At 53.8% G+C, this 13,809-nt stretch carries 11 protein-coding genes; 9 read left to right on the top strand and 2 right to left on the bottom strand.

Annotated features, from left to right (window positions below; all coding sequences use genetic code 11):
- Positions 1-42: 42 nt before the first annotated feature.
- On the bottom strand, positions 43-933 hold the full coding sequence (locus tag FCH32_RS14130) for an AraC family transcriptional regulator (protein ID WP_115258644.1): 891 nt from the start codon (positions 931-933) through the stop codon (positions 43-45).
- A 507-nt stretch (positions 934-1,440) separates the two neighbouring features.
- Between FCH32_RS14130 and FCH32_RS14125 the strand changes: the two genes are divergently transcribed.
- From FCH32_RS14125 to fadK, 5 genes are all read left to right on the top strand, one after another.
- Complete coding sequence (locus FCH32_RS14125) at positions 1,441-2,205, top strand: electron transfer flavoprotein (RefSeq protein WP_117343012.1); 765 nt, start codon at positions 1,441-1,443, stop codon at positions 2,203-2,205.
- Between the two features lie 21 nt (positions 2,206-2,226).
- Positions 2,227-3,162, top strand: coding sequence for an electron transfer flavoprotein subunit alpha (locus FCH32_RS14120; RefSeq protein ID WP_117343011.1), 936 nt, complete (start codon positions 2,227-2,229; stop codon positions 3,160-3,162).
- Positions 3,163-3,220: 58 nt separating this feature from the next.
- Entirely contained in the window at positions 3,221-4,510 is a 1,290-nt protein-coding gene (locus FCH32_RS14115) for an FAD-dependent oxidoreductase (RefSeq protein ID WP_135912134.1), read from the top strand.
- Positions 4,507-4,800 (top strand): ferredoxin family protein, encoded by a 294-nt coding sequence (locus FCH32_RS14110; RefSeq protein ID WP_096757235.1) that lies wholly within the window; start codon positions 4,507-4,509, stop codon positions 4,798-4,800. Before FCH32_RS14115 ends, FCH32_RS14110 begins: the two co-directional genes overlap by 4 nt.
- A gap of 80 nt (positions 4,801-4,880) precedes the next feature.
- Complete coding sequence (gene fadK, locus FCH32_RS14105; RefSeq protein WP_174361063.1) at positions 4,881-6,506, top strand: medium-chain fatty-acid--CoA ligase; 1,626 nt, start codon at positions 4,881-4,883, stop codon at positions 6,504-6,506.
- A gap of 93 nt (positions 6,507-6,599) precedes the next feature.
- Here the strand turns inward: fadK and ppsA are convergent, their stop codons facing one another.
- Entirely contained in the window at positions 6,600-8,978 is a 2,379-nt protein-coding gene (gene ppsA / locus FCH32_RS14100; protein WP_117343008.1) for a phosphoenolpyruvate synthase, read from the bottom strand.
- Between the two features lie 329 nt (positions 8,979-9,307).
- Between ppsA and ppsR the strand changes: the two genes are divergently transcribed.
- The 4 genes from ppsR to FCH32_RS14080 all read left to right on the top strand — a co-directional run bounded on the left by ppsR (position 9,308) and on the right by FCH32_RS14080 (position 13,768).
- On the top strand, positions 9,308-10,141 hold the full coding sequence (ppsR, locus tag FCH32_RS14095) for a posphoenolpyruvate synthetase regulatory kinase/phosphorylase PpsR (protein WP_096757238.1): 834 nt from the start codon (positions 9,308-9,310) through the stop codon (positions 10,139-10,141).
- Positions 10,142-10,296: 155 nt separating this feature from the next.
- Positions 10,297-11,343 (top strand): 3-deoxy-7-phosphoheptulonate synthase AroH, encoded by a 1,047-nt coding sequence (gene aroH / locus FCH32_RS14090; protein WP_096757239.1) that lies wholly within the window; start codon positions 10,297-10,299, stop codon positions 11,341-11,343.
- 178 nt (positions 11,344-11,521) lie between these two features.
- Positions 11,522-11,710 carry a hemin uptake protein HemP gene (hemP, locus tag FCH32_RS14085; RefSeq protein WP_096757240.1) on the top strand — a complete coding sequence of 63 codons (189 nt, stop codon included), beginning with the start codon at positions 11,522-11,524 and terminating at the stop codon, positions 11,708-11,710.
- Between the two features lie 75 nt (positions 11,711-11,785).
- Positions 11,786-13,768: a TonB-dependent hemoglobin/transferrin/lactoferrin family receptor gene (locus FCH32_RS14080; RefSeq protein WP_174361062.1), complete on the top strand. Its 1,983-nt coding sequence runs from the start codon at positions 11,786-11,788 to the stop codon at positions 13,766-13,768.
- Positions 13,769-13,809: the final 41 nt, after the last annotated feature.

Below are 13,809 nucleotides of genomic sequence, written 5' to 3'. Positions count from 1 at the left end.
CCGGTAGGCGTCAAACTTACCGGGCACGCAGAAAACCGCTAATTAGATCTCCGGCATCAGGCATTCCTGCTCAAGCAGATTGTTTTTAAATTGCTTGCGATACTCGCTGGGCGAGCAGCCTACGTGGCGCTGAAAGAGTTTGGCAAAGTGATCGACATTTTCATATCCCACTCGCCACGAAATTTCTGCCAGTGATGATTCGGTATTGGTCAGAGAAAATTTAGCCTCCGTCATTCGCCGCTGAATAACATAATTAATCGGTGAGATCCGATACTCTTTAGTAAATTCATGACAAATGTAACTAACGCTGGCGCGAAATTTTTTTGACAACTGTTCAAGTGTAATTTTTTCCCGAAAGTTGTTATTTAAATACACCAGCACATCTTTAATTAAGATATCTTTTTTAATATATCCCTGCTCCGAACGGTACGCATTTTTGAAATTTTCATAATACAGCACGGTTAATGCATAGGCGAAAGCTGCGTAAGCCGTCGAGGTCGGGTTATTTTTGCTTCGTGGCAGCATAATACTCAGTTCATTAAAAATACTTTTAATCACCTCCTTTCCCTGTCCGACGCTGATAACCGGGCACGAATGCGCCTGCAGCAGTTGGTTATCCTGCCAGCCGTTAAAGCGGAATCCTGCCAGTGCGCAAGTGTAGGTGGTAGCCGGTGCGCTGCTGTCAGACGCGACCGCATGCAGCCTGCCTTGCTCTATCACCACAATATCGCCGGCGTGGGCAACATACAGTGACGAGTCGATAATGAACCTGGCGACACCTTTTTTGACATAAATGAGCTCGGTTTCATTGTCATGGACATGGTGGCCTGACTCCCAGTTCGGATCGTCGCTGATGACGAAGCGTGAAAACACAGGGGTTTTCCCCTGCTCAAAAAGGGTTTCCATGGCATTATCAAAACATCGTTGATACATGACAACCTCCACCTTAAGACCGGATAATTTTGGATGAATAATAGCGATGAAATAAAGGGACTGAGCATGTTATACAACGTTATTTCACCCTGAAGAAACAAAATTATTGGGGCCTCCTGCAAGATGGTACGCATAGTCAACAGGCATTATCCGCACAGTTTATTCACATTTTAAAATTAATAAAAATCGCAAATGTTATTATTTAGCCGTCAACTATTCACATAACAGAAACATAAATAATCATATGTTGATTAAAAACATGATGCATTTCGCAATTTTCACATCCTGCGCGTTTTTTCTGTTTATTGCCGCCCCCCATGACATTTAATCAGCGCTTATCAGTAAAGCGTCCGGTCGACACTTTTTTTTGCAAGATTGTTGGAAACGAAAACAGATTGTCCCGTCGAAAATGCCCCTCACCTGCCGCACACTAATTTCAGTCAACTTTCCCTACTGCCGATAATGACGCTCCCCGTCATCATCTGAACATGATTCACCGGAGATGCCATGAAAATAGTCACCTGCTTTAAGTTGGTCCCTGAAGAACAGGACATTGTCGTTACCCCTGAGCGTTCGCTTAATTTCGACAGAGCCGAAGCCAAAATCAGCCAATTTGACTTAAACGCCATCGAAGCCGCAGCGCAACTGGCTGCAGAAAGTGACGAGATCGTCGCCTTAACGGTTGGCGGCTCGCTGTTGCAAAACTCCAAAGTGCGTAAAGACGTCTTGTCCCGCGGGCCGGACAGCCTGTTTATGGTCCAGGATGCGCAACTGGAACATGCACTGCCCAGAGATACCGCCCAGGCGCTGGCCTGCGCCGCAACAAAAATCGAATGTGACCTGATGTTATTCGGCGAAGGGTCGGGCGATATCTATGCACAGCAGGTGGGCTTGCTGGTAGGCGAACTCCTGCAGTTGCCCGTCGTCAACGCGGTGAGCAAGATTGAACGTCACGGTGAGCGGATTCTGGTCGAGCGCACGCTTGAGAACGAGATCGAAGTGCTTGAACTCCCGCTCCCCGCCGTGCTTTGCGTCACGTCAGATATCAACACGCCGCGCATTCCGTCAATGAAAGCCATTCTTGGCGCCGGGAAAAAAGCCGTCACCCCCTGGCAGGCCAGCGATATTGGCTGGACGCCTGTGCCGCCGTTAGCGGAACTGGTGGCAATAACGGTTCCGCCACAAACCGAGCGTAAACGCATCATTCTGGAAAATGATTCAGCGGACGCCATTGCTGAACTGGCCGACCACCTGAAAAAAGCCCTGAATTAAGCCCAACGGAGAGAAAACATTATGAGTAAATTAGCCAACGTCTGGGTATTTAGCGATAACGCTGAACGCTACGCAGAATTAATGACCGGCGCGCGTCAATGGGGTGAACAGGTCCATATCATTGTGCAAGGTAGCGAGCAGGCAAATCAGGTTCTGCCGCTGGGGGCCGATAGCATTATCGTGCTTGAGCAATCTTCCGGCTTACAGCGCATTGAAAACTATGCCGAAACCTTCACTTCGCTGCTGCAAGATCACAACGGTTTACTGCTGATGCCCGCCACCAAGCGCGCGAAATCCCTTGGCGCGCGTCTGAGCATTCAACTCAATGCGGCGATGGTGAATGACGCCACCTCGGTAAGTCTTGATGCTGGCGCACTGTTCGTTGAACACCGCATGTATGGCGGTCTGGCATTCGGTAAAGAAAAACTCAATAGCGCGCTGGCCATAATCACGCTTGCATCCGGCGTACTGGAGTCGAGCGAGGCCAACCCGGCACACACCTGCCCTGTTACCGCTGCGCCGTACATCCCCCCTCGCCATGAAATTATGTGTCAGGAGCGTCGCGCCAAACCCCTGAGCAGCGTGGATCTTAGCAAAGCCAAACGCGTGGTGGGCGTCGGCCGCGGTCTGGTGGCACAAGCCGATCTGGAGATGGTACATAAACTGGCGGCCGTGCTGGGCGCAGAGGTCGGTTGTTCCCGTCCGATTGCTGAAGGCGAAAACTGGATGGAGCGCGAACGCTACATTGGCGTTTCCGGCGTGTTGCTGAAATCTGACCTGTACCTGACGCTGGGCATCTCCGGACAAATCCAGCATATGGTCGGCGGTAATGGTGCAAAAGTCATCGTCGCCATCAACAAAGATAAAAAAGCGCCGATCTTTAATTATGCCGATTACGGCCTGGTGGGCGATATCTACAAAGTTGTGCCGGCCCTGATCGAACAGTTAAGCCGCTAACCCCCCCTCATTTAATCCACATCTCCCGCTGCGCTCGCGGCGGGAAGGGAGCATAAGCATGTCAGATGAAAAATTTGATGCCATTGTGGTTGGTGCAGGCGTGGCGGGAGCGGTCGCTGGCTACGTAATGGCAAAAGCCGGACTGGACGTACTGGTCATCGAGCGCGGAAACAGTGCAGGCAGTAAGAACATGACCGGCGGGCGTCTCTATGCACACAGCCTTGAAAGCATCATGCCAGGATTTGCCGAGGAAGCGCCTGTCGAACGCAAAGTGACGCGCGAAAAAATCTCCTTTCTAACCGAAGAAAGCGCCGTCACGCTCGATTTTCATGGTGAAAAAAACACGGCCGCAACGCAGGATTCGTACACGGTTTTACGCAGCCGTTTTGACCCGTGGCTAATGGATAAAGCCGAACAGGCTGGCGCGCAGTTTATTCCAGGCGTACGCGTCGATGCATTACTCCGCGAAGGTAATAAGGTCACGGGCGTTCAGGCCGGTGACGATGTTCTGGAGGCTAACATCGTCATCCTCGCTGACGGCGTCAACTCCCTACTCGGTCGCTCGCTCGGCATGGTCCCGCCCGCTTCAGCACACCACTATGCCGTCGGCGTTAAAGAGTTGATTGGCTTGCCGCCCGCGGTCATTGCAGACCGTTTCAATCTTTCGGGCAACGACGGCGCGGCCTGGCTGTTTGCCGGTTCCCCGTCAAACGGCTTGATGGGCGGTGGTTTTCTGTACACCAATCAGGATTCAATTTCTCTGGGCCTGGTTTGTGGGCTGGGCGATATCGCCCACGCAACGAAGAGCGTTCCACAAATGCTGGAAGACTTTAAGCAGCATCCAACCATTCGTCCGCTGATTGCCGGGGGTGAACTGCTGGAATATTCGGCGCATATGGTGCCAGAAGGCGGCCTGGCAATGGTGCCTAAACTGGTCGATGACGGTGTGATGATCGTCGGCGATGCCGCCGGCTTCTGCCTAAATCTGGGGTATACGATCCGTGGCATGGATTTGGCCATTGCCTCCGCAGAGGCGGCGGCGAAAACGGCTATCGCGGCGAAAGAACGCCAGGATTTCTCCGCCAACAGCTTGATGGAATACAAGCGCTCCCTCGAGCAGGGTTGCGTCATGCATGAGTTACAGCATTTTCGCAAGATCCCGGCACTGATGGAAAACCCACGTCTGTTCACCCAGTACCCGCGCATGGTGGCGGATATTATGAGCGAAATATTCACCGTTGACGGACGTCCGACACCCCCAATGCGCAAAAGGATCATGCCCCATGTAAAACGCATTGGGTTAATGAACTTACTGAAAGACGGCATTAAGGGAGCGACCGCGTTATGAACCAGGACAACACCGTGAACGTTGACGTCAAGCTGGGCGTCAATAAATTCAACGTTGATGAAGGACATCCGCACATTATTCTGGCCACCCACCCGGATCTGAACGAGTTTCGCAAACTGCTCTATGCCTGCCCCGCCGGACTGTACAAGCAGGACGAGGCCGGAAATATCCATTTTGATTCCGCCGGATGTCTGGAGTGCGGAACCTGTCGGGTGCTGTGCGGCGAAACAATACTTGAACAATGGACGTACCCGCTCGGCACTTTTGGCATCGATTTTCGTTATGGATAACGGATATTGCCAGTGCAGGCCGGATAAGGCCCAGTCGCCGTCCGGCAAGACGTATGCCGCAATCATCCAGGGACAAAGCAATGAGTGTCAGATTAACGTTTAACGCCGAGCGTCGTCATGCCTGGCGACAGCAAGGACTGTGGGGTGATGCCTCACTGGGCGATTACTGGAGCCAGACCGCCCGGGCCGTACCGGATAAAATTGCCGTGGTCGATAATCACGGCGATGCATACACCTACGCCGCACTCGACCGCGCCGCCAGCAGCCTGGCCACCTGGTTTTTAGCCAGCGGCATTCAACCCGGCGATCGGGTGGCCTTCCAGTTGCCGGGCTGGTGTGAATTTACCGTGATTTATCTGGCTTGCCTGAAAACCGGCGCCGTTTCCGTACCGCTACTGCCTGCCTGGCGCGAAGCAGAGCTGGTATGGGTACTAAACAAATGCAAGGCGAAGCTCTTCTTTGCACCAACCCTGTTTAAACAGACTCGCCCGGTGGATCTGATCCTGCCCTTACAGAATCAGTTGCCGCACCTGCAACAAATTATCGCCGTGGATAAACTGGCCCCGGCAACTGCTTCGCTGGCGCTAAGCCAGCTTCTGACCTCCCCCCCGTTAACCCACACCGTTAGCGTGCACGCCGACGCGTTAGCCGCCGTGCTGTTCACTTCCGGCACAGAGGGTATGCCAAAAGGAGTAATGCTGACCCATAACAACATTCTCGCCAGCGAACGCGCCTACTGCGCCCGCCTTAACCTCAACTGGCAGGATGTTTTTTTAATGCCTGCACCGCTGGGGCACGCCACCGGTTTTCTGCACGGCGTCACGGCCCCCTTTTTAATCGGCGCACGCAGCGTGCTGCTGGATATTTTTACCCCAACAGCCTGTCTTGAACTGCTGGAGCAACAGCGCTGTACCTGCGTCCTCGGCGCCACGCCCTTCGTCTATGACATGCTGTGCTGCGTGGAAAAACGGCCTTACGACCTCTCATCGTTACGCTTTTTCTTATGCGGGGGCACCACCATTCCGCAGAAAATTGCCCGCGAGTGTCAGCAGCGCGGCATTAAGTTGTTAAGTGTTTACGGCTCGACCGAAAGCTCACCGCATGCGGTGGTGAATCTCGATGATTCGCTTTCCCACATGATGAATACCGACGGCTACGCCGCTGCGGGCGTTGAAATTAAAGTGGTTGACGAGGCACGTAATACGCTGCCACCTGGCGTGGAGGGCGAAGAAGCCTCGCGCGGGCCGAACGTGTTTATGGGCTACCTTGATGAACCCGAAATGACTGCCAGAGCACTGGATCAAGACGGCTGGTACTACAGCGGTGACTTATGCCGCATGGACGAGGCGGGCTACATTAAGATTACCGGACGTAAGAAAGATATTATCGTGCGCGGTGGCGAAAATATCAGCAGCCGTGAGATTGAGGACATTTTATTGCAGCATCCGCGTATTCACGATGCCTGCGTGGTGGCAATGCCGGACGAGCGTTTAGGGGAAAGGTCGTGCGCTTACGTGGTGCTTAAACCGCCACATCACTCGCTGTCGCTGGAATCGGTGGTGGCCTTCTTTAGCCGCAAGCGGGTAGCAAAATACAAATATCCAGAACATCTGGTGATTGTCGATAAATTACCGCGCACCGCCGCCGGTAAAATTCAGAAGTATCAACTTCGTCAGGATATTATTCAGCGCCTGAGCAAGGTATGAATGCCGGATGGCGACGCTCTCGCGCCTTATCCGGCCTACGAATAATGCTGACCGTAGGCCGATAGGGCATTTAAGCCGCCTTCCGGCAGGGTATTACTTGTTCAGTTCCGCCAGGCTCAGCCAGGTCTGTACGACGGTGTCCGGGTTCAGCGACAGACTGTCGATCCCCTCTTCCATCAGCCAGGCAGCGAAGTCTTCGTGGTCAGAGGGGCCCTGACCGCAAATACCCACGTATTTACCCTGTTTCTTGGCCGCGCGAATCGCCATCGACAGCAGCGCTTTCACCGCGTCGTTACGCTCATCAAACAGTTCAGACACCACGCCGGAATCACGGTCCAGACCCAGCGCCAGCTGCGTCATGTCGTTCGAGCCGATAGAGAAACCGTCGAAGTACTCAAGGAACTGCTCAGCCAACAAGGCGTTGGATGGGATCTCACACATCATGATGATCTTCAGCCCGTTTTCACCGCGCTTCAGACCCTGACGAGCCAGCTCTTCCACCACTGCCTTGGCCTGCGCCACGGTACGCACAAACGGCACCATCACTTCAACGTTAGTCAGTCCCATCTCATTGCGCACACGTTTCACCGCGTCACATTCGAGTGCGAAGCAGTCGCGGAAGCTGTCTGCCACGTAACGGCCTGCCCCGCGGAAGCCCAGCATCGGGTTTTCTTCATGCGGCTCGTAACGCTCGCCGCCGACAAGGTTGGCATACTCGTTGGACTTAAAGTCTGACATCCGCACAATGACGCGTTTTGGATAGAACGCCGCACCCAGCGTCGCGATCCCTTCGGTCAGACGACCGACGTAGAATTCACGCGGCGAATCAAAACCTTTCATCATTCCGCGGATTTCGTTTTGCAGTTCCGGCGTCTGGTCATCAAATTCCAGCAGCGCGCGAGGATGCACGCCAATCATGCGGTTGATGATAAATTCCAGACGCGCCAGCCCAACACCTTCGTTTGGCAGGCAAGCGAAGTCGAATGCACGGTCCGGGTTACCGACGTTCATCATCACCTTCAACGGCAGGTCCGGCATCGTTTCGACGCTGGAACTCTTAACGCTAAAGTCGAGCATATCGGCATACACGTAGCCGGTGTCACCTTCGGCACAGGAGACGGTCACATTCTCGCCTTCGGTGATGCGATCGGTTGCATCACCACAGCCTACTACCGCCGGGATCCCCAGTTCACGGGCGATGATTGCCGCGTGACAGGTACGACCACCACGGTTGGTGACAATCGCCGCCGCTTTTTTCATGATCGGTTCCCAGTCCGGGTCGGTCATGTCAGTAACCAGCACGTCACCAGGTTCAATGCGGTTCATTTCGCTGATGTCATGAATGACTTTTACCGGACCCGCACCGATGCGATGGCCGATAGCACGGCCTTCAGCAATGATTTTGCCCTGCGCATGCAGCGTATAACGCTCCATCACCTGGCCGCGAGAACGAACGGTTTCCGGACGCGCCTGCACAATAAACAGCTTGCCGGTGTGACCGTCTTTCGCCCATTCGATGTCCATCGGACGACCGTAGTGCTTCTCGATTTGCACCGCCTGCTTCGCCAGTTCCTGCACTTCCTCGTTCGTCAGTGAGAAAATATCGCGCTGTTCCTGCGGCACATCTTCGATCGTCACCTGTTTGCCGTGTTCCTGGGTCGGCGCGTAGATCATGCGGATTTTTTTCGAACCCATGGTGCGACGTACGATAGCCGGACGGTTAGCCGCCAGGGTCGGTTTGTGCACATAGAATTCATCCGGGTTAACGGCACCCTGCACCACCATTTCGCCCAGGCCCCATGCGGAGGTGATAAACACCACCTGATCGAAGCCAGATTCTGTGTCGATAGAGAACATGACGCCCGAAGAGGCCAGGTCGGATCGCACCATCCGCTGAACGCCAGCAGAAAGCGCTACGCCGCGGTGGTCATAACCCTGGTGCACACGGTAAGAAATTGCACGGTCGTTAAACAGCGAAGCAAAGACGTGCTTGATGGCCACCAGCACGGCATCAAAGCCCTGGACGTTGAGGAACGTTTCCTGCTGACCGGCAAATGAAGCATCAGGCATATCTTCTGCGGTGGCGGAGGAGCGCACGGCAAAAGAGGCATGGGCATCGTCCGCGGAAAGCTGCGCGTAGGCATCACGGACGGCATTTTCCAGCTCAGGCTGGAAAGGAGTGTCGATAATCCACTGGCGGATCTGCGCCCCGGCTTTGGCAAGCTCGGTGACATCGTCGATATCCGTTTTATCCAGCAGTTCATAAATGCGCTGGTTTACACCGCTTTGCTCCAGAAACAGGTTAAACGCATCGGCGGTCGTTGCAAAACCATTCGGTACGGAAACACCCATACCTGAAAGGTTAGTAATCATTTCACCCAGGGAGGCATTTTTGCCTCCAACTCTGTCTACATCATTCATGCCGAGTTGGTTATACCAAAGCACCAGCGGTGACGAGCCATTGTTGGACATCGAACAATCCTTATATATGAACGAGGTTAGGAAACTCAATTTTGCGTAATTATCTTTGCATATTTACCGCGGCGAAAAAAACGGTGAATCGTTCAAGCAACTTTATTTTTTATTTTTTCAGATTGTTTCCGCATTTGCGCAAACCCGCGAGCGGCACGGGATCACCACAAAAACAGTCGGTCTAAACATTCGTTCCGAAAAATGAAATGTACTTTTCAGTAAATATAAAAATACCGTTTCATTTTATAAAATGGCGACAACAATATTCGCTTCTGACGCATTTTAATTTATGCTTTCAGAGAATTATATCTGCCCCCAGGATGAGCAAAATGGATAATGCTGTTGATCGTCACGTATTTTATATTTCTGATGGCACGGCCATCACCGCAGAGGTATTGGGCCACGCAGTGATGTCGCAATTTCCGGTTACGATCAGCAGTATTACGCTGCCGTTTGTTGAAAATGAGAGCCGCGCCCGCGCGGTGAAAGACCAGATTGACGCCATTTACCAGCAAACGGGCGTACGCCCGTTAGTGTTCTACTCCATTGTATTGCCGGAGATTCGCGCAATCATTTTGCAAAGCGAGGGCTTCTGTCAGGATATCGTCCAGGCGCTGGTCGCACCGCTGCAACATGAGATGAAACTCGACCCGACTCCAATCGCTCATCGCACGCACGGACTGAATCCCGGCAACCTCAATAAGTACGACGCGCGCATTGCCGCCATTGATTACGCCCTCGCCCACGATGACGGTATTTCGTTGCGCAACCTCGATCAGGCGCAGGTTATTTTGCTCGGCGTCTCCCGCTGCGGTAAAACGCCAACCAGCCTGTATCTGGCGATGCAGTTTGGCATTCGGGCGGCGAACTACCCCTTTATTGCCGATGATATGGATAACCTGGTACTGCCCGCGTCGCTAAAACCGCTGCAACACAAACTTTTTGGTCTGACCATTGATCCGGAACGTCTGACGGCGATCCGCGAGGAGCGTAGAGAAAACAGTCGTTATGCCTCGCTGCGTCAGTGCCGCATGGAAGTAGCCGAAGTTGAAGCGTTATACCGTAAAAACAAGATCCCATGGCTCAACAGTACCAACTATTCGGTAGAAGAAATTGCCACCAAGATCCTCGATATTATGGGACTAAATCGTCGTATGTACTAGAATGCTAGTGCAATGGTTCATTTTTTGTTAGCATAAACTTTGGCTTGCGAGGTGTGACACGCCTCGCACTTGAAATCAGCAGGGATTGGTTTATCGTGATGCGCATCACTTCCCGGTAGTCCTGCCGTTGAAGCAACAAATTTCTGAGACACGTAATGAACCGAACTGATGAACTCCGTACTGCGCGTATTGACAATCTGGTCACTCCCGCTGAGCTGGCGCAACGGCATCCTGTGTCGTCCTCTGTCGCTCATCACGTGACGGATTCCCGACGCCGGATAGAAAAAATACTGAATGGCGAAGATCCTCGTTTGCTGGTGATCGTGGGTCCCTGCTCGATTCACGACCTCGATGCGGCCCTGGAATACGCCACGCGCTTGCAGACGCTGCGCACCCAACACCAGGCACGCCTGGAAATCGTGATGCGGACCTATTTTGAAAAACCGCGCACCGTCGTCGGCTGGAAAGGCTTAATTTCCGACCCGGACCTGAACGGCAGCTACCGCGTTAACCACGGCATTGAGCTGGCGCGTAAACTCCTGCTACAGGTCAACGAGCTGGGGGTCCCTACGGCCACCGAATTCCTCGATATGGTCACCGGCCAGTTTATTGCCGATCTGATCAGCTGGGGCGCTATCGGCGCACGTACTACCGAAAGCCAGATCCACCGTGAAATGGCCTCTGCGCTGTCCTGCCCGGTTGGGTTTAAAAACGGGACGGATGGTAATACGCGTATCGCCGTCGATGCGATTCGCGCTTCCCGCGCCAGCCATATGTTCCTCTCACCGGATAAAACCGGTCAGATGACCATCTATCAGACCAGCGGCAACCCGTACGGGCATATCATCATGCGCGGTGGTAAAAAGCCGAATTACTTTGCAGAAGATATTGCCGCCGCCTGCGATACGCTGCATGAATTTTCGCTGCCGGAGCATCTGGTCGTCGATTTCAGCCACGGCAATTGCCAGAAGCAGCATCGCCGCCAGCTGGAAGTGTGTGATGACGTCTGTCAGCAAATTCGCAATGGCTCAACGGCCATTGCCGGGATTATGGCAGAAAGTTTCCTGCGCGAAGGGACACAAAAAATCGTCAGCGGTCAGCCGCTGGTCTACGGTCAGTCCATAACCGATCCCTGCCTGAATTGGGAAGATACCGAACTGCTGGTCGAAAAACTCGCGGCTGCGGTGGATAGCCGCTTCTAACTTTTTCGCCGGGTAGCATATGTTACCCGGTGACAATCCCTTGTTTTCCTCCTGTTTTTTCCTCTTTTTTGCTCAAAAATCGCTCTCGTCACAATTTTTTCACAAAAAGGCTTGCCGCAAATTTTTACTTTGATGATAATGATTATCATTGTTACATTGATTGTTATTTTTAAACACTATGTCACGTATGGATAACACAACGGCAACGCCTGCAAAAAAGAAGACACCACCCCCTGCCCCCGTCGCTGAGCGTCGAATTGACAGCAAAAGCCTGCTGGGCAATGAGGGACGTGTGATCATTGAGCATGACGGGCAGCATTACCTGCTGCGCCAGACCCATGCCGGAAAACTAATTTTAACGAAATAACCCCACACATTTCGCCAGCCACCCAGGTTATCCCCAGGCAGCCAGCGCTTTTCGAGTTTCTAATGGAGAGTTGCTATGCCTTACCTGCACACCGCGAGGATGCGCCCATCGCTGCTGGCGCTGGCGATCGTCTGCAGTCTTCCTGGCGCCGCCTACGCGGCGGTTGAAGACATGACCGTTACCGCGACCGGCAATGCTCGCAGCGCCTTTGAAGCACCGATGATGGTCAGCGTCATCGACGCGACGGCCCCGGAAAATCAAACCGCCAGCTCCGCCGCAGACCTGCTGCGCAGGGTCCCCGGCCTGACTCTTGACGGCACCGGTCGCACCAACGGCCAGGACGTCAATCTGCGCGGCTACGACCGACGCGGCGTGCTGGTACTGGTTGACGGCGTCCGTCAAGGCACTGACACCGGACACCTCAACAGCACCTTCCTCGATCCTGCCCTCATCAAGCGTATTGAAGTGGTGCGCGGCCCGTCCGCGCTGCTGTACGGCAGCGGCGCGCTGGGCGGCGTCATTGCCTATGAGACGGCGAATGCCAGCGATCTACTGGGCGCGGGAAAAAACAGCGGGTATCGCGTGTTCGGTACCGCTGCCACGGGGGATCACAGCCTCGGGATGGGTGCCAGCACGTATGGCCGCACCGATACGCTGGACGGACTGCTGTCCTGGTCCAGCCGTGACCGGGGTGACCTCCGTCAGAGTAACGGCACCACCGCGCCGAACAACGAAGCGATTAATAATATGCTGGCGAAAGGCAGCTGGAAAATTGACAACGCCCAGACGTTGGCCGGCTCACTGCGCTATTACAACAACGACGCACGGGAACCTAAAAACCCGCAGGCCAGTGACGCGGACAGCAGCAATCCAATGACCGACCGTTCGACGATCCAGCGCGATGCCCAACTTTCCTACTCGGTAGCCCCGGCGGATAATGACTGGCTGAATGCCGATGCGCGCATTTACTGGTCTGAAGCACGCATTAACGCACAAAACCCGGATGCCACCGGCGAGTTTCGTAAGCAAACCACCACAGGTGGGAAGATTGACAACCGTACGCGCCTGTTTAGCGACACCTTTGCCGCACATCTGCTGACATATGGCGGCGAGTACTATCGTCAGGAGCAAAAACCAGCGGGAGCCACTACCGGTTTCCCACAGGCGAAAATTGATTTCAGCTCCGGCTGGCTACAGGACGAAATCACCCTGCGTGACCTGCCGGTGACCTTGCTGGGCGGCACGCGTTATGACTCTTACCGCGGTAGCAGCGACGGTTACGCGGACGTCGATGCCGATAAATGGTCGTCCCGCGCAGGAATGACCGTAACCCCAACCGACTGGCTGATGCTATTTGGATCTTACGCCCAGGCCTTCAGAGCGCCAACCATGGGCGAAATGTACAACGATGCGAAACACTTCTCCATCGGTCGCTTCTACACCAACTACTGGGTACCTAATCCGAATCTGCGCCCGGAAACCAACGAAACGCAGGAGTATGGTTTTGGTCTGCGCTTTGACGATTTGCTGCTGGCGAACGATGCCCTTGAATTTAAAGCCAGCTATTTTGACACGAAAGCGAAAGACTATATCTCCACCCGCGTCGATTTCGCCGCCGCAACGACGATGTCCTACAACGTTGCTAACGCCAAAATCTGGGGCTGGGACGTGATGACAACTTATTCCACCGATCTGTTCAGCCTGGATCTGGCCTATAACCGCACGCGCGGCAAAGACACCGACACCGGTGAATATATTTCCAGCATTAACCCGGACACCGTCACCAGCAAGCTAAACGTGCCTGTCGCGCACAGCGGTTTCTCAGTTGGCTGGCTCGGTACCTTTGCCGACCGTTCAACCCATATCAGCAACAGCTACACTAAACAGCCCGGCTATGCGGTCAACGACTTCTATGTCAGCTACCAGGGGCAGCAGGCGCTGAAAGGCATGACCACCACGCTGGTGCTGGGTAACGCCTTTGACAAAGCGTACTGGTCGCCGCAGGGCATTCCACAAGATGGACGCAACGGCAAAATTTTCGTGAGTTATCAGTGGTAATCACTTTGCCCCGGACACCGGGGCAGCAATCGGAAAGGAAG

Origin of the sequence: Citrobacter gillenii, from assembly GCF_013337685.1 — a bacterium.
In the GTDB taxonomy this organism is placed as follows: Bacteria; Pseudomonadota; Gammaproteobacteria; order Enterobacterales; family Enterobacteriaceae; genus Citrobacter; species Citrobacter gillenii.
The sequence above is the reverse complement of the archived record's forward strand: the minus strand, read 5'-3'. Positions and strand labels throughout refer to the sequence as shown.